The organism is Blautia difficilis (assembly GCF_014297245.1).
GTDB lineage: Bacteria > Bacillota > Clostridia > Lachnospirales > Lachnospiraceae > Blautia_A > Blautia_A difficilis.
The window spans coordinates 284943-306015 of record NZ_JACOQG010000001.1 but is presented as its reverse complement, the minus strand read 5'-3'; the positions used below and the strand labels follow the sequence as shown (position 1 = coordinate 306015).

16 protein-coding genes are annotated in these 21073 nt (G+C 40.5%); all 16 read right to left on the bottom strand.

The window, feature by feature from the left end; genetic code table 11:
• Positions 1-112: 112 nt before the first annotated feature.
• The 16 genes from H8Z82_RS01345 to H8Z82_RS01270 all read right to left on the bottom strand — a co-directional run bounded on the left by H8Z82_RS01345 (position 113) and on the right by H8Z82_RS01270 (position 20942).
• Complete coding sequence (locus H8Z82_RS01345) at positions 113-2209, bottom strand: glycoside hydrolase family 36 protein (protein WP_186994019.1); 2097 nt, start codon at positions 2207-2209, stop codon at positions 113-115.
• 28 nt (positions 2210-2237) lie between these two features.
• Positions 2238-3107 carry a carbohydrate ABC transporter permease gene (locus H8Z82_RS01340; RefSeq protein WP_186994018.1) on the bottom strand — a complete coding sequence of 290 codons (870 nt, stop codon included), beginning with the start codon at positions 3105-3107 and terminating at the stop codon, positions 2238-2240.
• Positions 3104-3994 (bottom strand): carbohydrate ABC transporter permease, encoded by an 891-nt coding sequence (locus H8Z82_RS01335; protein ID WP_186994017.1) that lies wholly within the window; start codon positions 3992-3994, stop codon positions 3104-3106. The genes H8Z82_RS01340 and H8Z82_RS01335 overlap by 4 nt, the downstream gene beginning before the upstream one ends.
• Before the next feature lie 71 nt (positions 3995-4065).
• Entirely contained in the window at positions 4066-5325 is a 1260-nt protein-coding gene (locus H8Z82_RS01330; RefSeq protein WP_186994016.1) for an ABC transporter substrate-binding protein, read from the bottom strand.
• 113 nt (positions 5326-5438) lie between these two features.
• Complete coding sequence (locus H8Z82_RS01325) at positions 5439-6707, bottom strand: ABC transporter substrate-binding protein (protein WP_186994015.1); 1269 nt, start codon at positions 6705-6707, stop codon at positions 5439-5441.
• Complete coding sequence (locus tag H8Z82_RS01320) at positions 6704-8326, bottom strand: response regulator transcription factor (protein WP_186994014.1); 1623 nt, start codon at positions 8324-8326, stop codon at positions 6704-6706. Before H8Z82_RS01320 ends, H8Z82_RS01325 begins: the two co-directional genes overlap by 4 nt.
• On the bottom strand, positions 8307-10112 hold the full coding sequence (locus H8Z82_RS01315; protein WP_186994013.1) for a sensor histidine kinase: 1806 nt from the start codon (positions 10110-10112) through the stop codon (positions 8307-8309). Before H8Z82_RS01315 ends, H8Z82_RS01320 begins: the two co-directional genes overlap by 20 nt.
• 224 nt (positions 10113-10336) lie before the next feature.
• Positions 10337-10522, bottom strand: coding sequence for a hypothetical protein (locus tag H8Z82_RS01310; RefSeq protein WP_019162999.1), 186 nt, complete (start codon positions 10520-10522; stop codon positions 10337-10339).
• Between the two features lie 118 nt (positions 10523-10640).
• Positions 10641-11504 (bottom strand): YitT family protein, encoded by an 864-nt coding sequence (locus H8Z82_RS01305; protein ID WP_173743296.1) that lies wholly within the window; start codon positions 11502-11504, stop codon positions 10641-10643.
• A gap of 44 nt (positions 11505-11548) precedes the next feature.
• Positions 11549-12406 carry a class I SAM-dependent methyltransferase gene (locus H8Z82_RS01300; protein ID WP_173743297.1) on the bottom strand — a complete coding sequence of 286 codons (858 nt, stop codon included), beginning with the start codon at positions 12404-12406 and terminating at the stop codon, positions 11549-11551.
• Between the two features lie 282 nt (positions 12407-12688).
• Positions 12689-13714 carry an ABC transporter permease subunit gene (locus H8Z82_RS01295; RefSeq protein WP_118331575.1) on the bottom strand — a complete coding sequence of 342 codons (1026 nt, stop codon included), beginning with the start codon at positions 13712-13714 and terminating at the stop codon, positions 12689-12691.
• Positions 13714-14769: an ABC transporter permease gene (locus H8Z82_RS01290; protein WP_173743298.1), complete on the bottom strand. Its 1056-nt coding sequence runs from the start codon at positions 14767-14769 to the stop codon at positions 13714-13716. The genes H8Z82_RS01295 and H8Z82_RS01290 overlap by 1 nt, the downstream gene beginning before the upstream one ends.
• Complete coding sequence (locus H8Z82_RS01285) at positions 14769-16289, bottom strand: sugar ABC transporter ATP-binding protein (protein ID WP_173743299.1); 1521 nt, start codon at positions 16287-16289, stop codon at positions 14769-14771. Before H8Z82_RS01285 ends, H8Z82_RS01290 begins: the two co-directional genes overlap by 1 nt.
• 301 nt (positions 16290-16590) lie before the next feature.
• Positions 16591-17634 (bottom strand): ABC transporter substrate-binding protein, encoded by a 1044-nt coding sequence (locus H8Z82_RS01280; protein WP_118247909.1) that lies wholly within the window; start codon positions 17632-17634, stop codon positions 16591-16593.
• A 188-nt stretch (positions 17635-17822) separates the two neighbouring features.
• Entirely contained in the window at positions 17823-19292 is a 1470-nt protein-coding gene (locus H8Z82_RS01275; RefSeq protein ID WP_186994012.1) for a sensor histidine kinase, read from the bottom strand.
• A 3-nt stretch (positions 19293-19295) separates the two neighbouring features.
• Entirely contained in the window at positions 19296-20942 is a 1647-nt protein-coding gene (locus tag H8Z82_RS01270; RefSeq protein WP_186994011.1) for a response regulator, read from the bottom strand.
• Positions 20943-21073 lie beyond the last annotated feature (131 nt).

The following is a 21073-nucleotide window of genomic DNA, read 5'->3' as shown; positions in this document are numbered from 1 at the left end:
TATACAATACTATCGGCCAAATATAACAAAAAAACAGCAGAACAGATATATGTAATCCATTCTGCCGCTTACTCATAACTGAATAACTGTTTCGCAGTTTATTAAGTTATAATCATTCCAAAAATACAGCAACTGTATCTCCCTGCTGTAAGTCATAAAAAGTAATTGTTTTGTTTCGGATCTCAGCTTTTTTGTCTTCCCAGCTAAAGAGATCAGATATGTCTGACGGACAATTTTCAGGCAATGAGAATGATATTTTATCCGGTACATCCTTCATAAAGGTATGAAGTACTATATATGCTTTTCCATTATTGCCTATACGTAAAACTGCCTGCCAGCCATCCGGATGACGTATACTTTTTATTTCCGTACCAAAATGATAAGACTGTCCTCTTTTTATTACAGAAGCAATCTTTTTATAAAATACGATTCCATTGTCAATGACTGCCCACTGTTCCTTATTTAACTGCCACACATCTCCTGATATGCACATTCTTCCAAGGAAAGTTGCTGCAACTGAATATGAAATCCTTTTCAGTGAATCTGTTTTTCTGATAACGGCCCAGATCTGACTCTGACGCGGCAGGATAACCCTGTGGAGATTTGCCGCAATAACCGGAATTTCCACACATTCATGTGCGTCAGAAAAAGATGCCATACTTGTAAGAGCCATATAACCAGGCTCCAGTCTGTGTCCTCCTGATGCACAGTTTTCCAGAACAATTCCAGGTATTTCTTTTTTTACCTTCTCAACAAATTCTCTGGCTGCTGCCATATTCTGTCTGAGTCCTTCTCCAATGGACTCATATCCGTCACAGCCCATTCCGACTGTGTCATTATAGTCCATTTTCATATATTCAAAACCATATTTCTTCAGGAACTCAATGACATGTTCTGTGAGATACTGGTTTACCCATGGGTCTGTCATATCCCAGAATCTGCGTCTGGTAGTAGTAAGTGGTTTTCCATCTAAATGAAGCAGATGTTCTGTATTGTTATAAGCCTCAGAAGCCTGTCCCACATTTTCAATCTCAAACCAGATTCCCGGCTTCAGACCGGCATTTCGAATTTCCTGTACTGTCTGTTCCAGTCCCATAGGAAACAGACTTACGGATGGATCATAATCCCCCATGCTGATATCCCACGGAACGCCTTCTCTTTTGTACCAGCCACAGTCGATTACAAAATAAGTAAAGCCTTTTCCTTTTATTGTCTTCAGGATCTCACAAATATTTTCATGAGATGGATTTCCCCATGTAGTGCAGTATTCATTAAAAACAATCGGAAGATCCTGCTCACATTCCGGTCCTGCATCAGCAGCATTCTGACCTGCATTAGCAAGTCTTCCGGTAAAAAAGTCAGCAGAATCTGTATGGCATACCGTAACGATTGCTTCCGGAGTCAGAAATCTCTCTCCGGGAGCTATATTTTTCATCCAATGGCCAAATTCTCTGTCAGCAAGACCTCCGCTTATTGCAAGATTCTCATCAATTCTGTATATTTCCATTTGCCAGGAAGCATTATGTGCAATCTGCATTCCCCAGAATATATGGTTACGTCTGTCTTCTACTCCAAGAAACGGGAAATAATGATTTACAGGTAAAGAACCTGCCTGTCCAAATCTTTCACAACGTACCGCTTCTTTTGTCCAGGATACATCCAGTTGAAGTTCTTCAAGGCTCTGGGAGAGAAGACGTCCCTCCTGACTCCATCTGCTCTGCAGACGATGGACCATGATCTCTCCTGCTTCATCACCTGAGATATAAGGTGAAATTTCACTGAGAGATACACTTTCAAACATTTCCAGTTTCACAGATTCTGCTGATTTATTCAGAAACTCACACTCTGCACGCAGGACCTTTTCCCCCTGTACATAGGAAAGCTTATGAGTAACCTGATATCCTCTTTCATCTTCCATAACTGTTATAACAGTCTGAACATTATTCTCCTCAGTAAGTTTCTGGGAAACATATTTCATCCGAATAGTACTTTCCCCATTACGAAGGGTATTTCCCGGAGCATATGCTCCATTGTACATATCACCTGCAATTTTAAGCTGTACCAGACTATCTATGGCAGTATCAGGATTGGCACATTTTTCAAGCGGCATATCTGCAGGATACAAAAACAGCCCTACCTGTTTTTCATCATTGATCTCATAGCAGACCACCATATCATCAAACTGATATCTGTTTAAAATCTGTTTCATAAAACTTCTCCTAATATTTATTCCTATATCATCCCTTTACGGCACCAACGGTCATACCTTTGATAAAATATTTCTGTAATGCCATAAACAAAACTGCAATCGGCAGGACCGAAATTACAATAGCTGCCATAGCAGTTGTATAATCACTGCTCTGTGCTGAGAAAAGCGACTGGATTGCTACAGTAAGAGTCTTCAGCTGTTTCTTGCTGACATACAGACTTGCAAGAAGATAATCATTCCAGATCTGAAATGCCTGCATAATGATCAATGTTGCCATGGCCGGTTTCAAAAGAGGAAGTACGATCTTAAAGTATGTCTGAAATACAGAGCATCCATCTATTCTTGCCGATTCTTCCAGTTCCAGAGGAACTGTATTCATAAAGCTGGTCATCAGAAAGACTCCAAACGAAATACCTGTTGCCACATACATCAAGATAATACCATACCGGGTATTTGTAAGTTTCATTCTGTAACCGATAGTATAAATAGGAAGGAATAATGCCTGATATGGGATCAGGATTCCTACTATAAAATAAACATATGCAAACTTGAAAAACTTACGGTGACATCTTGAGATTGCCCAGGCTGTTGTACCACACAAAATTGCAAGGATCACAACACTGGCTGCTGTATAAAGCAATGTATTGACAAACGTGCTTTTCATATTAAGTTTTTCAAATGCTTTTACATAATTTTCAAAATTCAGAGATTCCGGAAGAGACAGGGGACTTCCCAGATATAGTTCTCTTTTTGTCTTAAATGAATAATTGAATATGATAAAAATAGGTGCCAGGAAAAATATGGCACATATGGTCATAATAACCTGAGTAATTGCAGTTGCCTTTGTATATGGCTCTTTGATTTTCTCTTCCTTTTCTTTGCTTTTTCGGAATATCATGCCTGTACCTCCTTTTTACGAAGTCCTTTTACCTGGATCAGAGCTACCAGGAGCAACGCTATTACAAGCGTTACTGTCATCGCTGAACCATAACCATACTGGCGTCCGTTAATAGCTGTTGTATAGGTTTTATAAATAACAGATGTAGAAGCACGACCCGGGCCTCCCTTTGTGGAAGCTACCAGCAGATCATAAACCTTAAGAGAACCTGTAGTAATACCTACTACACAGATTGTAATGGCCGGTGCAAGCATAGGAATTGTTACATTAAAAAATCTATGTATCGCATTTGCTCCGTCAACCTTTGCGGCTTCATATAATTCAGCCGGAACAGACTGAAGACCTGCAAGATAGATTAGCATCCAGTAGCCAACCCACTGCCAGTTATTTGCTATAAGAAGACCACCAAGTACAGTTTCTGCTTTTCCAAAAAGAAGAAAATTAAATCCGGTTCCAAGCAAATCATTAATTGCCGGAAGTACATTGGAGAACATTTTCAGCCAGACAAATCCAACTACGATCGCACTGATCAGACATGGTACAAAAAATGCTGCACGATATAATTTCTGGAAACGGATCCCACTGTCCAGTGCAACCGCAAATAAAAGAGCAAGTACGTTCTGGATAATCGTATTTCCTATTGTAAACTTAATGGTAAACCACCATGATTCCAAAAATTCTTTATCCTTAAATAATTTAATATAATTCTGTATACCGACAAAAGTTTTTTTGGCAGTCATACCGTCCCAGTCTGTAAGAGAATACCGGAAAGACAAAAATAAAGGGATAATCAATCCAACTGTAAAAATGATCATTCCGGGAAGTACTAAAACCAGATACTGACGAACCATACGTTTTTCTATTCCTGAACCACCTTTTTGTTTCATATTCTTTCACTCCTCAGATTCTTTACGGATTTTTAATAAGGGAGAGATTTCTCCCTCCCTTTCCAAACATATCAGTTAGCACTGCTTGAATCTACTCTGCCATCGCAGGCTTTCAGGCAGTCTTCAATGGATTCCTGACCCTGAAGCCATGCAGCAATATCTTTTGCATTTTCTTCCTGGAATCCACCCCATACAAGCTGGTTGTTTCCAAGTGTTACATCCACGATCATATCCTCTGATGCATATTTATCTATGTCTTCCTGACTTGGATTACTAAAGGTTGGTGTAACATCTTTAAGCATGGAAGCTGTTTTTGTGTAATCAAGGATTTCTACGGCAAGATCTTTATCAGAACTCATTAAATCAAGGAAATCATTAACTGCATCCTGATGTTCTGTATTGGCACTTGTCATAATTGTGATATTTGGCTCAAAAATCAGTTTTGAATCTCCGGTCTGATTCGGAAACGGGAATATACCAAAATCAAAGTTTTCATCAATATCAAGGAAGTTCTGGATAGACCAGGAACCTGATACCTTCATTGCAGCATCACCTAATACCATTTTTGCATCACAGTCTGTCTGCTCAGTTGAGAAAGTATCCTCAAAGGTGTTGTCATAAATTAATTTGTTATAATTGAGTGCATTCTGCATATCTTCGCTGTCAGAGAAGCTTACTTCTCCTGCACGGAATTTATCACCCCAGTCCGGAGTCTTATTAAATACGTCATTCATTGCAAACTGCATGCTCATATTTCCGATAGACCAGGTATCTACCATATGGCTGGCGAACGGAGTAATTCCTTTTTCCTTACAGTCATCAATGATCACCTGCAGATCATCAAGTGTTTTGGGGATTTCCCATCCGTTTTCTTTAAACATAGCCTTGTTATAATAAACGCCCTGATACATAGCATTGTAAACCAGGCCATATGTTTTTCCATCAATGGTAACATTTTCTCTGGATGCATCCAGACCTCTGTCAAGATAGGTACTGTCAATTTCGCCAAGAACACCCTGTGGTGCATAAGTTGAAACATCCTGCGCTTTTCCGATCATAATATCAGGAAGTCCTGACTGCATATACTGCTGCATTTTGGGCTGAAAATCATTTCCCCAGTCTACACATTCCCACTCAAGGGTAATATTAGGATATTTTTCTGCAAGCGCTTCATCGATCATATCCTCAATTCCGGCATCTGTAGTAGACTGTCCTGCCAGTACTGTAAGTGTTACAGGTTCATCATCTGCTTTTACCATCACTGCAGTTCCTGTCATTGTTCCTGTGATCATTGCTGCTGCAAGTAACACGCTCATCGCTCTTTTTCTCATTTTCTTTCCTCCTTAAAAATGATCTGTTTTATTTGATGAGTGTATTATATAAAAGAATCCTGCAGAAGTATTAGGGCTGTTTTGAAAAAACTGGTAGTAAAATATTGAACTTATTATTCAAGATTACCACTGTCCATTCTGTTTCTGTCAGCAAACTCCAGGACATCCTCCAGGGATAACCGGCCTTTTAACCATTCCTGGCATTTTTCAGCAAGATTGATCTGAAAGCTCCACACGATTTGCGAATTTCCCACAGCTGCTTCTATGATTTTATCTGATTTCACATAATCCTGTACTTCATCGCTGATACAGGTATAGCTTATCTCCTGCATATCTTTTCTCACAGAAAAAGTCTGGGTAAACTCAAGTATTTCATTCAGCAATTCTTTATCATCCATCAGCATCTGAAATATTTCATCTACCAGTTCTCCATGTTCCGTGTATGCACTTTTCATAAAAGTCATATTTGTTTCCCGGATCAGTCTGGAATTTCCTTCAGAATCAGGATATGGAAAAATACCATAGTTGTATTGATTTTCTGACTGATTGGCAAACTGAAGCGACCAGCAGCCTCCCGGATACATGGCAGCTATTCCCTCGTCAAAAAGCCTGTCACTGTCTGCCTGAGACAGAGAAAGTGCATTCGAAAAAGAATGATCATAAATATAGGCAATATCCTCAAAACAGTTCTGTATTTCTTCAGAATCAGAAAAATTCACTCTTCCTTTTCGAAATTTCTCCCCCCAGTCAGGCGAATCCATAAAAATATTCCCGATCATTGACTGCATAAATAAATTTCCGATTTTCCAGCTTTCCATAAAGTGTCCTGCAAAAGGCGTTATTCCTTTCTCTTCCAGAAGCTGTACTGTTTTTTCCATATCTCTTTTGGTCTGCGGAACACTGATATCATATTTTTCAAAAATATCTTTATTGTAAAGAACCCCCTGATACCATGCATTATAAGGCAATCCATACAATACACTGCCTGACTTCACTGTGTCTGCGGCCTCTTCATAAAAAATATCTGTATCCTTAATTTTTACAGGAGACAAAATACCTGCATTTGTAAATCCCTCTACATCCTGAGCTTTCCCGATAATAATATCCGGCACATCTCCTGATGACAGTCTTGCCCGCATTCTGTCAAAAAAATCTTCTCCCCAATCTACACATTCCCATTGAAGCTCAACCTGTGGAAAACGTTCTGTTACTGCATCTTCAATCATATCCTCCGTACCTGCATCAGACGTAGACTGTCCTGCAAGAATACTGATTGTTACAGGTTTCCTGATTTCTGTATCCTCCTGATGATTTTCTGTACAGCCACTTGATATAAACATTAAAATTGACAGTAATATCCCTGCACATTTCTTTTTTTTCAACTCTTTTGATCCTCCAGCTGATTTCTGAACTCTCTTGGACTTATGCTCATCATTTTTCTGAATACCTTATTAAAATATGTATAATCATCGTAACCTACCATGAATGCGATCTCAGTAAGGCTGCGCTCTGTATTTCTCATATATTCAATTGCTTTTTCCATTCTTTTTCTGCAAATATAGAGCATAAGATTTTCTCCTGTTTCCTTCCTGAACATTTTGGAAAAATAAGAACTCTCAACATGGAACTGAGCAGACAGAGAGGAAAGACTGAGATTCTCTTCAAAATGCTCGTCTATATAGATCACTGCCTTCTGAATCCCGCTCTTTATGGAATCTGAGTCTGTCTGCTGATTGTTTTCCACAAAAACATCTATTACTTCGTCAAGAATCTCCTCCAGAAGTTTCATATCCATACTGTCAACTGCTTTATCTGCCATCTCCAACATGCTCTGAGTTTCCATGATCTTAGCAGTTTCTGCCCCCTCTGTCTTTTCTTCAAAAAGAAGATTCAGGAAACGTCGTACTGTCTGCCGCACTTCCAGATAAGTCCATCCATCACTTTCACACTGTTTCAGTCCTACATTTTCATACAGATATTTTTTTACTGCAGATGGAGACTGTATCCTGATATATCCCTGCAGTTCTTTTATCTGCATATCCTGTAAGTGGTTGATAAAGGATTTCTCTTCGTCAGAGGTATTTTCTTCTGCCTGTATAAAAGCAGACTGCTGACCAAAAGAACGCTGCATCAGATTTGAAACATCCTGTACATAAGCTTCTGCAAGATTTCCCATAGAAAAACAATGGCTGCTTGCAACTATGGTGATCGGGCTTACAGTAGCATTTTCAAAGTCCCGTATAATATCCTGCGCCAGTTTACATACCTCAGATATTCCCAGTTCCCCTGCGATCAGGAATTCATTGGAACGGTAAATATGATTAAAAATAAGCACTTCAGGATTACCGCTGACTTCCTGCAAACGCTTTTTCACAGAAAAGGAAAGCAGATTCATATCATAATCATACAGTTGCATAAACTCCTGCAGGCGATGTATCTTTACAAGGATCAGCGTTCCTCCTGCAAATTCCATATGACTGTTCAGCACAAAACCTGCACTTGAAGAAGCTGCCTTTGGATCAAGCAGCTGCGAAAATTCACGGTCTTTAATAAAGGAAGAAGCCCTCTGTAATTCCTGCTGTTTCTGCAGTTCCTCTTCTTTTTTGCTCTGCCTCTGACTGATCAGTTCCAGTGCCTTTGACAAAGCATTGATAAGATCTATTTTTCCAACCGGTTTCATAAGATAATGAATAGTCCCTGACAAGAAAGAGTCCCTTACATATTCAAAATCATCATACCCACTGATCACAAATGTGATCAGTTCCGGATATTCTGTATGAACCTTCTTCAAAAGTTCCACTCCGTTTACATAAGGCATATTAATGTCTGTAATCAGAATATCCGGTTTTTCTTCTGAAAGCCGTTCCAGTACCTCCTCTCCGTCAGAAGCCGGCTTCAGAAACTCCAGAGAATATTTCTCCCATGGTATGATCCTTGCCATCTTCTCTCTTGTCCAATATTCATCATCTGCAAATAAAACCTTATAACTTTTTACATGCATTTTGATTCTCCCCCTGTTTTTTTCTTGGAATTTCCAGAAAAACAACCGTACCCTTTTCCGGCTCACTTTTAATCTTCACACCGTATGATTCACCGTATAAATACTGCATACGTTTATGTATATTAAAGATTCCAATGGAACGATTTTTCTGTTTTTCTCCAGGATCTTCCGAAAATAATTCCCGTATCTTCTCATCCGACATACCAATACCATTATCTTCTACGGAAATTAACAGATCATCATCCCTGATCCCAGCTGAAATAATAACCTTTTTCTTTCCTTTCTGATTTTTCAGCCCATGGTTTAATGCATTTTCAACCAATGGCTGAATAGAAATTCTTGGCAATGTGTCCTGCAAAACATTATCATCAATATGAAATTCATATTCTACCTGATTCTGCATACGTACATTCATAACATAAATATAATTTTTCAGATGGACAAGTTCTCCTGATACAGTGGAAAGAGGATTTTTCATATCCAGGCTATACCGAAACAGGCCTGCCAGAGACTGACAGAGATTACTCACCTGAATGCAGCCCTGTATTTCTGCAATACTTCCCATTGTGTCCAGTGTATTATATAAGAAATGAGGATTGATCTGCGCCTGAAGTGCCTGATACCTTGCATAATTCAGAGACATTTTGTTTTCATATTCATCAGCAATCAGCTTTTCGATCTGATCCAGCATATTGTTAAAACTCTTTCCAAGTTCCCCAACCTCATCATTTCTCAGGTTTTCCATTCTAAGCTGAGTTTCGCCACCCTGGATTCTTTTAACTGTCTTTGTCATCTCCTCAAGCGGCCGGCTTAATAACCGACTCACAAAATAAAAAGATATACTGACAACAGCAAGCATAATCAGTGTAATAAGTATCAGGTTTTCATTCAGAATCTTCTGATTCCTATTCAGCAGATCTCTTGGAATAAGAGTATAGGCCCCAAGATTGTACTTATCCTGATAAACTGAAAAAAACACTTTATTTTTCTCCTGTATATTCTCAAATTCCTGATTTCCTTTTTGTATCTGGTCACAAATCTGTTCATACACATTACTGTCACTGTCCATGATATTTCCGGCAGCCAGAACAGGTCTGTCATTAAACGGCTGTAACCAGATAAATATTTCATCCTCCGAAGTGTACTTTCTCATAATTTTTTTCAGGATCTTACTGTCCACGTCACAGACTACATATCCTATCTTCGAATGAATATTTACCGAGTTATATACCTTCAGTACAAAACGCACTATATTTTTCTCACGATACACATTATAATAACTGGAAATCAGCATCTGAGTCTCATCTGAATCAACATATTCTTTTACTTTCTCTGCATTATCATTAAATAACGGATCATAAATATCTGTAGGATAATTATGTTTCGGTGTCACCGCCCGCCTGTATGTACTGATGATCCTGTGGGATTTATCATAAATATACAGAGAAACGACGCCATCTGAAGTCTGAAAATTCTCTGTGGCAATATCATAAGCAGTACGATAATACCGGTTTTGCAAGGTTGATGACTCCATTCCACTTCTCAGATCCATAATGAATTCCTTCTCATTATAGATATCGATCAGTCCATTCTCAATGGATTTGATAAATGTATAAATATCATCCTGCATATTCTCCATAGAACGGTAACTGTCAGACTTTGCCTGATTATAAATCAGCTCCGACGAAGTTGTCTGGAATAAATAAGTCTGTAAAAGAAGTCCCGCCAGTGTACATCCAAGACACAAAAATAAAATCTTCAAACGCATAGTTTTATTTTTCAGCATAAAAAAATCCCCCATAAAAACATTCCTGCCACAATTATAACAGACATTACAGGAAACTCTTAGGAGATTTTATAAATTTTACTAGTAATATTTTGAAATTTTTGCAATTATCGAAAACCACAAAAATAATGCAAGCCGCTGTATATTCCACAGCGGCTTTGTCCGTTCTGCCACCAGAGTATATTTGAAAAAGTCTCCGGTAACAATTTTTAATTGTGTTGAGGTTAATAGTTATATGCTCCCTCATAGGCATTACACCTGTCTAATTTCCGTGACTGATTCTGGCAGGAGCTGCATCTGTCACAGAACTCCTGCTCATAACAGGTGGAACAGGCGCATGTCCTGCAGGCTTTGCGGTCATAGCCTGAGGTATTGCTGTGAGGAAGTGTGCTTTCTGCTACATTACCCATATATATCACCCTCCTTGTGTGCCGGTTACTGTTCGTCCAATCTTGTGTAAAAGTCCCATGAACGAGCAGAGTTCCTTGTACCTTATATTATACGCTCACAGAAGGGGAATACAAGTAATTAATAATCTGTTTTCTGGTAAAATCTTCCGTTTATGTAGTCGGTCTTAATAATATTTACAAAGGCTTTCGGATCAATCTCATGAACCTTCTTTACCAGATATTTCGCTTCTTCTGTAGAGACTACAGAATAGATCATACTGGTCTTCTCGTCTGTGTAACATCCGATACCTTCAAAACGTGTCGCCGTATGATTGGTAAGTTTAAAAATCTCCTCATAAATCTGATACGGCTCCTTCGTGATAATAAACAGCGTATGCTTCTTATATCTCTGATGCAGCATCTGAATCACCTGAGTAGAGGTAAACTGAAAGATAATAGAGTAAAGTGCCCTGTCCCATCCAAAAAGTAAACCTGCCACAGTCAGAATCACTGCATTTCCACACAGAATATAATTCCAGATATCTCTGCCGCTCTTCTCAGAAAAATAAATTGCAATAAAGTCAGTTCCACCTGTACTTGTATTACCGATCAGACAGAGACTGATGCAGAAGCCATTAATCAAACCGCCAAAGATACTAATCAGCAATGTATCATAAGTGATCGGCTGACTGGGAATAATATCTGTAAGCAGACCTGAAAGCACGATCACACAGACAGAACTTATGGTAAATTTCTTTCCGATAAATTTCAGACCGATAAATACAGGAATAGAGTTCAGCAATACATTAATCAGCGTATACGGAACTGCAATCCCCATAAATGTCTGAAAAATATTCTGGAGCAGCAGAGTAAGTCCTGTAAATCCTCCCGGAAAAAGACCTCCTGCACGAACAAATGTCTTAATATTCAACGCCATGATCGTTGCAGCCAGAACCGCACAGCCGTAACGCTTGGCTTCATGTTTTAAATTAAGTTCCTTCATAATTTAAGCTTCCTCCCATCCCGCCAGGCAGGTAAAAACAAGTTCTAAGCTTCCCATCTTCCAGAAGCACCACACGGAAGAACCAGTCCATTAGAACTTACCGGAAGGCCGATTTCCTGAGAGTCCACATGTCCGCCGAACTTCTTAAGCTCAGTAGAAAGCATATAAGTAAGAACTGCCGGTGCCAGACCTGTTGTATAAGAATTTATCAGGAAAAACAGAGGCTCATCACTGAGAATCTTTGTACACAGCTTGATCAGATCATGAATACAATCCTCGATCTTCCAGATTTCCCCCTTCGGTCCACGTCCATAAGAAGGGGGATCCATAATGATCGCATCATATTGATTTCCTCTGCGGATCTCACGCTCCACAAACTTCACACAGTCATCTACCAGCCAGCGTATCGGTGCATTTCCAAGGCCGGATGCTACTGCATTCTCCTTCGCCCAGGTAACCATACCCTTAGAAGCATCCACATGAGTAACAGAAGCTCCCGCTGCTGCTGCCGCCAGAGTGGCACCACCAGTATAAGCAAAAAGATTCAGAACCTTCACCGGACGTCCCGCATGACGGATCTTATTGCCAAACCAGTCCCAGTTCGTAGCCTGCTCCGGAAAAAGCCCGGTATGCTTAAAACTAAAGGGTTTTAAATGAAAGGTCAGATCCTTATAATGAATCTCCCACTGCTCCGGCAGATCAAAAAACTCCCATTCACCGCCGCCTTTCTTACTTCTGTGATAATGCCCGTTCATATGCTTCCAGCCCTTATTTACCTTGGGCGTATCCCAGATAACCTGCGGATCCGGACGCACCAGAAGATAATCCCCCCAACGCTCCAGCTTCTCCCCACAGGAAGTATCAATCACCTCATAATCTTTCCATCCATCTGCAATCCACATTGTATAATAATCCTCCTAAAATAAACGCATAATAAGTTACGATTGTACTACATATCCAACCATTAGTAAAGCCATATTTCTCACATAACTTCCATTGTGTAAAGTATAAAATAAAACTCCTCTCATGGCAAGCAAACCGTCATAATTCACAGTTATAAACAAATAAAGTTTACTGTTCATGTTCAACTTAACTCATAGCCAGTACCCAGCGCGAAACAGCATCTCTCTGCAAAAAAACAAGCCAAGACTCCCAAAAGTCCCAGCTTGTTTCATATAAATCACTTATTTCGCTTTCTTCTTCATAGAAGCAATCACTGACTGAATCACAATAAAGAAACACAGCAACAGTGAAAGAATAATTCTTACCCACCAGCTTGATAATGTACCCTGTGTAGTGATCAGACTGGAAATGGTACCCTTGATCAATACACCAAACAAAGTACCGATCGGTGTACCAACACCACCTGAAAGAAGTGTACCACCGATAACCGCTGAAGAAATCGCATCCATCTCAAGGCCCTTCGCCTGCTCAACAAAGCCTGCACAGCTGTTTAAGCAGAACAGAAATCCACCAAGGCCTGCAAGGAAACCATCCAGCACATAAGCCTGGAACATTGTCCTCTTAACATTCAGACCCATCATTAATGCACTCTGGCGGTTGCCGCCGATTGCATACAGCTTACGTCCGAATTTACGGTATTTCAGAAGAACTGCAATGATAATAACAACGATCACTGCGATCACTACTGTAGGAGGAATATAAGCCGGAATGAATTTTCCTTTCTTATTGGTAGAACCAAAAGGCATATAGAAACGGAAGTTTGCCCATTTCAGGAATAACTCATTCTTAATGGAAATCATATCTGTGCTGATAATAGCTGTCATACCACGTCCAAAGAACATACCTGCCAGGGTTACGATAAATGGCTGGATATCCAGGTATGCTACCAGAAAGCCCTGCACAACACCAAAAGCAACACCAATAAGCAGTGCAACTAAAACTGCCACATATGTATTTACACCCTTGTTTTCCATCAGATCTGCAAGAACCATACAAACAAGAGCTGTTACAGAACCTACGGAAATATCAATACCGCCGGTGATCATTACAATGGTAAGTCCGCATGCAATAACCAGAAGTCCTGCATTAGATACAAACAGATTCAGAAACATCTGCGGTTTTGCAAAACCTTTGTCAGCAAAGATGATCATACCTGCAATATACATTACTGCAAATAAAGCGATTGTTATCAGAAGCAGGAAGCCGTTTCCTGTCATTTTCTTTTTCTGCATTCCATTTGCTTTCATTACTTCTGACCTCCTTCTACTGCCACACTCTTTTTAGCTTTTAAGCCGGCAATATATTTTTTAAATACATCACTCTGCAGAGTAACGATAATGACTACCACGATTGCCTTATAAACAGGAAGCTGGTCAGCCTTTACGTTCATTGCATAGAGTGTTGTGGTCAGAGCCTGAATGGTATAAGCGCCAATTACGGAACCGATCAGACTGAATTTACCACCGCCAAGGAAGTTTCCGCCAAGTGCTACTGCAAGGATAGCATCCATTTCCAGGTTAAGACCAATGTTGTTTGCATCTGCGGAATAGATACGGCTGGATGCCACGATTCCGGCAATACCAGCCAGCACACCGCAAATGACATAAGTAAGGAATTTGATCATTGTGGAATTTAATCCAACAAGGCGGGCTGCCTTTCCATTAATACCAACACTTTCAATGTAAAGACCAAGTGCTGTTTTCTTCAGGATCAGATAAACAATTAAAACTGTGATGATTGCAAAGAAAATAGGAGTTGGGATTGGACACTTTCCAATGTAACCACCTGCCATCTTGAAAGAATCCACACGAATATAAGTAATCTGTCCATTTGTTACAAGCTGTGCAATACCACGTCCGGCTGTATAAAGGATCAGAGTTGCAACCATCGGCTGAATATTCAGCTTAGCTACCAGAAATCCATTGAATGCACCACATAATGCAGATGCAAGAAGTGCTGCAATCACTGCAATAATAATAGAATTCTGATACTCATTTACAGAAACCTGTCCGCCGGAAAGAATCTGGCAGCAAACTGCAGCTGCTACAGCCATGACCGCACCAACACTGATATCCTGTCCACCGGATGCCGCTGTTACCAGTGTCATACCGATTGCAAGGATAACCAGCTCTGAAGCACGATTGATAACATCAATGATATAACCGTAAAGTACACCGTTTCGAATAGATACATTAAAGAAGTCCGGTGTCTTGATCACATTGAGCAAAAGTACGGCGATGAGACACACGATAGGAAGAAACAGACGCGCACTTGTTATTTTCTTTAATTTACTCTTATTCATTATTTATCGTCACCTCCGGCAATAGCTTTCATAACTCCGCTCTGGGAAAGTTCATTCTCTTCCAGCTCGCCTACCTTCTGACCGTCACGAAGAACTGCCATACGGGAACAAGTACGGAGCATTTCCTCAACCTCTGAGGAGATAAATGTAACTGCCATTCCCTGATCTGCAAGATCAAGAACCAGTTTCTGGATTTCAGTCTTTGTACCGATATCAATACCTCTGGTGGGCTCATCCAGAATCAGATAATCCGGATTTGTCAGAAGCCATCTTCCAAGGATAACCTTCTGCTGGTTACCGCCTGACAGACTCTTGATCGGTGTTTCACGGCTTGCAGTCTTGATCTGCAGTAATTTAATATACTTATCGGCTGCTTCATCCATTTCTTTTCTGCTTAATGGATGGAACATACCCCGTTTAGCCTGGAGCGCTATAATAATATTTTCTCTTACAGAAAGATCTGCAATGATACCTTCTGCTTTTCTGTCTTCCGGAAGATATGCCATACCAAGTTTCATGGCATCCAGAGGACTGTTGATCTTTGCTTCTTTTCCCTTTACCTTAAGGGTTCCTGTCTCAGCCTTATCTGCACCATAGATTGCACGAACCAGTTCAGAACGTCCGGAACCAAGAAGTCCTGTAAGACCAATAACTTCTCCCTTGTTAATAGTAATGTCGAAGGGTTTAATGGTTCCTTTATGGGAAATTCCTTTTGCTTCAATAACAGGTTCAGGTTTTCCCTGTTTCTTATCTTTGTGCTCGCTTTTAATATCAGCAAGATCATCAAAATCTTTACCCATCATCTTGGCAACCAGCATAACTCTCGGAAGATCCTTTGTCTCATATTCTCCTACCAGTTCGCCGTTACGAAGAACTGTAATTCTGTCGCAGACTGCATATACCTGTTCAAGGAAATGGGTGACAAAGATAATACCTACTCCTTCGTCACGAAGTCTTCTCATAAGTACAAACAGCTTCTCAACTTCATCGTCATCCAGTGATGAGGTTGGCTCATCCAGGATCAGCACACGGCATTTCATATCAACTGCACGTGCAATTGCGATCATCTGCTGGATAGCGATGGAACATTCTTCCAGCATCTGTGTTGGCGGCACATGAATGTCCAGGCTCTCAAGAAGCTTTCCTGAGCGCTCATTCATCTGCTTCCAATCAATCATTCCCATCTTTCTCGGCTCTCTACCGATAAATAAATTCTCGGCTACAGTCAGGTTCGGGCAAAGGTTTACTTCCTGGTACACTGTACTGATACCGTTTGCCTGTGCCTCCTGCGGAGAATGATTTAAAATTGCATTGCTGTTTCCGGCCATATGAATAGAACCGCTTTCAAATTCGTGAACACCGGTCAGCACCTTGATCAGTGTTGATTTACCTGCACCGTTCTCACCCATCAGTGCGTGGATCTCACCTTTACGAAGGGTAAAGTCCACATGGGAAAGGGCACGAACGCCAGTGAAATTTTTGGAAATATCGCGCATCTCCAATACTACATTTTGTTCCATAATCTTTCCACCTGCTTTCTATACTGTTATTTACCCCTCATTACCGAATTTTTTCAGCAAAGCGGGTTAATTGTTACTGTTCACAGGTAATATCCCGCGAGGTGTTTTTTGTGAGCGAAGGTCACAGAAAACCCGAGACATACCGCGCGAATTTATGCGATTAGCATAAATCCTGTGCATCGCGAAGCGTGTTACTGGGCACGAAGTGGACAGTAACGGTTAATTCATGGCATAAAGGTAGCGTGGTCCGCAACCCGGGTTTCTCCGAATTATGAACCACGCTCCGGATTTACACTAATAATTAGTATGCACGTCCATCAATGATGTCCTGTGTAATAGTTGTTACTTCATAGTCAGCGTCATCAACTTTGATAGATGTAACTGTATCATCAGCTGCAAACATTTCTTCATCTACATAAGCCTGTTTGTCAACCTCTTCGCCAGCTTCAAGTTTCTCAATGATTTCCTGTACACGTGGTCCGTGTAATGGGTTACACTCTGTATCCAGTGTGATCTTTCCGCTTAATGTATCTGTAAGACCAGCGTTTGTTGTATCGAAGGACATTACAAGGATCTGGCCTTCTTCTCCACCAACTTCATAACCAGCTGCTTCGATGGCATCAATTGCGCCAAATGCTTCGTTATCATTCTCACAGTAAACAACATCAATGTCATCACCGCTCTGTTTCAGGATAGATTCCATAACTTCCTGACCTTTGGCCTGTGTAAATTCACCTGACTGCTGTGCAAGTGTTGTCCAGTTGTCATGAGCCTCTACTGCATCGTCAAATCCCTGTGTACGTCCGATCTGAGCAGATGCACCGATGGTTCCCTGGATATCAACAAGATTTATTTCTTCATCTCCACGTCCCTTTGCTTCCAGATATGCATCCAGCCATGCCATAGCTTTCTGACCTTCAAGTTTGAAGTTTGAGCCAACCCACGCTGTGTAAAGGCTGTCATCAGATACATCAACCATACGGTCTACGATGATTACTGGGATTCCTGCATCTTTTGCTTCCTGGAGAACTGTATCCCAACCTGTCTCTGTTACAGGAGCAAGTACAATATAGTCAACTTCCTGCTGGATGAAGTTACGGATTGCTGTTAACTGGTTTTCCTGTTTCTGCTGTGCATCATCAAAAATCAGGTTGTATCCGTTTTCTTCACTAAAAGTAGATTTCATGGATTCTGTGTTAGCTGTACGCCAGTCAGATTCAGCACCAACCTGTGAGAAACCAACTGTGATTGTGTCGTCCGCTGCTGCCACCCCTACTGTAGGAACTACACACATACCGCATACCATTGTTGCTGTTAATAAAGCTGATACAATTTTTTTCTTCATTTTGTAAATCCTCCCGATTCATTTAAGATGTTTTTATTATAGTAAAATCCATAAAATATTCCATAGATTATCTTCTTCAAAAAGTTTGTTCTTCTATCATATTTTGTTCACAGTTTATACAAAGTTTGTTTTTTTATGATAGAGGTTAATTATTTTACTATGCATAGTGTATAAAATATAAATGGGATTTATTTTTCTTTTATCTGTTTTGCCAGATACACTTCTATCACAGTTCCCTCTCCTTCTATAGATGAGATTCGAAGTCCATATCCGGCCCCATAATATAGTGCAATTCGTTCAGATACTGCTGCCAGTCCAAATCCGGCCCGTTCTCCTGTACAGATAGCATCCTGAACCTCTTTCAATCGCTCCGGTGTCATTCCCTGCCCGTTATCAGTAACCCTGAGCATCATATCTTCACCCAGATCAAATCCCTCAATGAGGATTTTACCCTTACCTCTCTTATTTTTGATTCCATGATAAAGTGCATTTTCTGCCAGCGGCTGAAGGGTCAGTTTAGGTACCATGACTCCTTCCAGTTCTTTGGGAATTCTGATTTCAAATTCCATAATATCCCTGTATCTGGACTGCTGGATCTCCAGGTAACTCAACGTATGGCGTTCCTCCTCAGCCAGCGAAATAATATCTTTTCCCTTTGACAAGGAAGTACGGAAAAAAACCGAAAGGCTGGTGATCATATCCACCGCATCCTGCTCCATGCCTCCTTCTACCAGCCAGACAATGGTATCCAGCGTATTGTAGAGAAAATGGGGATTGACCTGCGCCTGAAGCAGCTGCAGCTCTGTAAGATGCTGGGCATCCTGTTCTTTTCGCACATTTTCCAGCAGGCCTTCGATCCTTCCTGCCATCTTTCGCGTTCCTTCATCCAACTCCTGGATCTCAATGCAGTCCGCAATTACCGGAGCAATATTCTTGTACTCCCCTTTTCCAACCTTTTTAATGTTATGAAGGATCTCAGAAATTGGCTTCGTAATACTATAGGTTAACCGGAAAGAGCGATTAAAAAGCAATAACATGGTAACCAGAAGTACCCCACACATTGCCATCAAGGTCAGACGTACATTTCCTGCCAGCTGAGACTCCACCTGCACCAGCTGAGTGGCCTCCTGATAAATATAGTTCTGCATTTCCTTTTCAAATAAAGTAGTCAGGATCACCGTATTATTTTCCATAAATTCCTGACGTTTCTGGTAATCATGGATCTCCAACAGCTGATTCATGCGGTTTTTTAGATTTTCCAGATAATTGGTGAGATATTTCAGTGAACGAAGACTTTCCTCCTTTGTAGTTGTGGTTTTCAGTCGTTCCACCGTTTCAATCGCTTTATTCACCTGCTTCACAGGAAGATCATCTTTCCCTTTACGTCCGATCGTCACATAGTAGATGTCCATATCTACTTCCGCCTTAAAACTCATATCATTACTTGAGTTTTTATAGTTGGCATTGTACTCACTGCTTACAGCCAGATTATTGGATAATTTATTATATTCATTGGTATACTGCCAGAAAACAACAAGCAGCACTATGATCAGAACTGCCATAGGGATCATAGTGCTGAAAAGCATCCACCTCATTTTAAACTCCAGTTTTCCAGGTTCTGCTTTCTTTTTCTCCGGCCCTTTTTTATGCTTAGACATAGGTCAGGCCTCTCCTCTCATTTTACGGTATTCGCTGGGAGTCATTCCCTGGGTTTTCTTGAACAGATAACTGAAATAATGGGCATCCTTATATCCCACCTCTCCTGCAATCTCACTGGAACGCATAGCTGTACAACGCAAGAGCTCTTTTGCCTTACTCATCCGGAGATCTGTAAGATATTCTGTAAAAGTCTGTCCCATATTCTGACTGAACAGGGCACTGAAATGATTGGCACTGACATTTGCCACATGTGCAGCCTTATTCAGTGAAATTTCCTCATCCATATAATTATGATCAATAAAATCAACAGCCAGTTTTAATACACTGCGATTCTGATCTCCCGCATTTTCATCTCGGAGTTCAATAGCCTTTTTCAGTATCTTTCCACAGTAAGCCACTGCTGCTTCTATAGTTTTTCCAGTCTCATCCATAATATTTTCCATCTCTTGCCCGGATATTTCACTGTCATCACAGCCCAGCTTTTTCAGGAAGGACAATACAGAAAACCGGACATTCAGCACTACATAATTGCGGAAAACCAAAGAACCCATCGGTTCCTGACCAATTGCATTGAAATAATCCCTGATAAAATCATCCACTTCTTCTGCCAGTCCACTGCTCAAAAACTTCTGGAGAATTGCCGGATTCAGGGCATTGATATTCACATTCCTTAATTGTACAGAATCCTCTCTGCGTGAATCGGATGGATTTTCCTTTTGAGCTTCCAGTGACTGATAATCCAGAATATGTCCATCATACAGATAACGGAAGGAATTGGCTCTGACAGCTGTACGATAGCTATGTCCAAGCATGCTCAGACGATCTGCCGACTTTCCCACTGCAATAAACCAGTCTGTCCTTCTCTCTGTCTGATCCATAATATCCTGTATTGCTTTCACACATTCCTCTGTATTTTTCTCTATTGTATCTTTCTGTCCTTTGACCAGGATCGCATAGCTGAATACCTGATGCCTAAAAAGAATTGCCACCGGATGATTTAGGAAATAAGTATTAATTTTATCCTGCACCTCTGCTTCCCAATCAGAACATGCTTCATAGGAATTATAGTTTCCCTCTGAAGTATCCGGAGTAAAAATCAAAATATTATATGCTTCTGCTACAATATCCAGATTTAGCTTATCTGCTCTCCTGTAAAGCTCTGCCAGGTCAGAATCTGCCCGGACAAGAGTCTCAAAAAAGTCCCTGCTGGCATTTTTCTCATATTCCTGCATTTCCAGGCGAAATTTCTCATAGTATTCCCTCTGTGTTTTCTCATGTTCATAACGATTATGTATTTCTTCCAGCCGTTCTATAAAAGCATTTTTCGTGATAGGTTTCAGAAGATAGTCTTCTACCCCTATGCTGATAGCCTGTTTTGCATAATTAAAATCATCATACCCGCTAAGTATAACGATCCGGATATCCGGAAGCTCTTTCTTCACTAATCTGCAAAGAGTCAGACCATCCATAAACGGCATCTTAATATCTGTGATCAGAAGATCCGGCTTACTCTTCAAAATTAGCGGCAAAGCCATCTCTCCATCTGCCGCTTCCCCAGCTAATTCAAACCCGTACTGCTCCCAGGGAATCATCTTTTTGATCATCTCTCTGATCACCACTTCATCCTCTACCAAAAATGTCTTTAACATTTTATTCCTCCTGCCAATATGATAAGTCACTCATTCGCTCACAGTACACTCTCAATTATATAACTTTAATACTTATTGTCCTTCCAGACAAGTTATTTTTCACATTTATCCCAGCTTCAGCAGTATCCGGC

Bases quoted from the DNA above. Each gene is read 5' to 3' on its own strand.
- H8Z82_RS01345 (WP_186994019.1), bottom strand. From the start codon at position 2,209: ATGAAACAGATTTTAAACAGATATCAGTTTGATGATATGGTGGTCTGC.
- H8Z82_RS01340 (WP_186994018.1), bottom strand. From the start codon at position 3,107: ATGATATTCCGAAAAAGCAAAGAAAAGGAAGAGAAAATCAAAGAGCCA.
- H8Z82_RS01335 (WP_186994017.1), bottom strand. From the start codon at position 3,994: ATGAAACAAAAAGGTGGTTCAGGAATAGAAAAACGTATGGTTCGTCAG.
- H8Z82_RS01330 (WP_186994016.1), bottom strand. From the start codon at position 5,325: ATGAGAAAAAGAGCGATGAGCGTGTTACTTGCAGCAGCAATGATCACA.
- H8Z82_RS01320 (WP_186994014.1), bottom strand. From the start codon at position 8,326: ATGCATGTAAAAAGTTATAAGGTTTTATTTGCAGATGATGAATATTGG.
- H8Z82_RS01315 (WP_186994013.1), bottom strand. From the start codon at position 10,112: ATGCTGAAAAATAAAACTATGCGTTTGAAGATTTTATTTTTGTGTCTT.
- H8Z82_RS01310 (WP_019162999.1), bottom strand. From the start codon at position 10,522: ATGGGTAATGTAGCAGAAAGCACACTTCCTCACAGCAATACCTCAGGC.
- H8Z82_RS01305 (WP_173743296.1), bottom strand. From the start codon at position 11,504: ATGAAGGAACTTAATTTAAAACATGAAGCCAAGCGTTACGGCTGTGCG.
- H8Z82_RS01300 (WP_173743297.1), bottom strand. From the start codon at position 12,406: ATGTGGATTGCAGATGGATGGAAAGATTATGAGGTGATTGATACTTCC.
- H8Z82_RS01295 (WP_118331575.1), bottom strand. From the start codon at position 13,714: ATGAAAGCAAATGGAATGCAGAAAAAGAAAATGACAGGAAACGGCTTC.
- H8Z82_RS01290 (WP_173743298.1), bottom strand. From the start codon at position 14,769: ATGAATAAGAGTAAATTAAAGAAAATAACAAGTGCGCGTCTGTTTCTT.
- H8Z82_RS01285 (WP_173743299.1), bottom strand. From the start codon at position 16,289: ATGGAACAAAATGTAGTATTGGAGATGCGCGATATTTCCAAAAATTTC.
- H8Z82_RS01280 (WP_118247909.1), bottom strand. From the start codon at position 17,634: ATGAAGAAAAAAATTGTATCAGCTTTATTAACAGCAACAATGGTATGC.
- H8Z82_RS01275 (WP_186994012.1), bottom strand. From the start codon at position 19,292: ATGTCTAAGCATAAAAAAGGGCCGGAGAAAAAGAAAGCAGAACCTGGA.
- H8Z82_RS01270 (WP_186994011.1), bottom strand. From the start codon at position 20,942: ATGTTAAAGACATTTTTGGTAGAGGATGAAGTGGTGATCAGAGAGATG.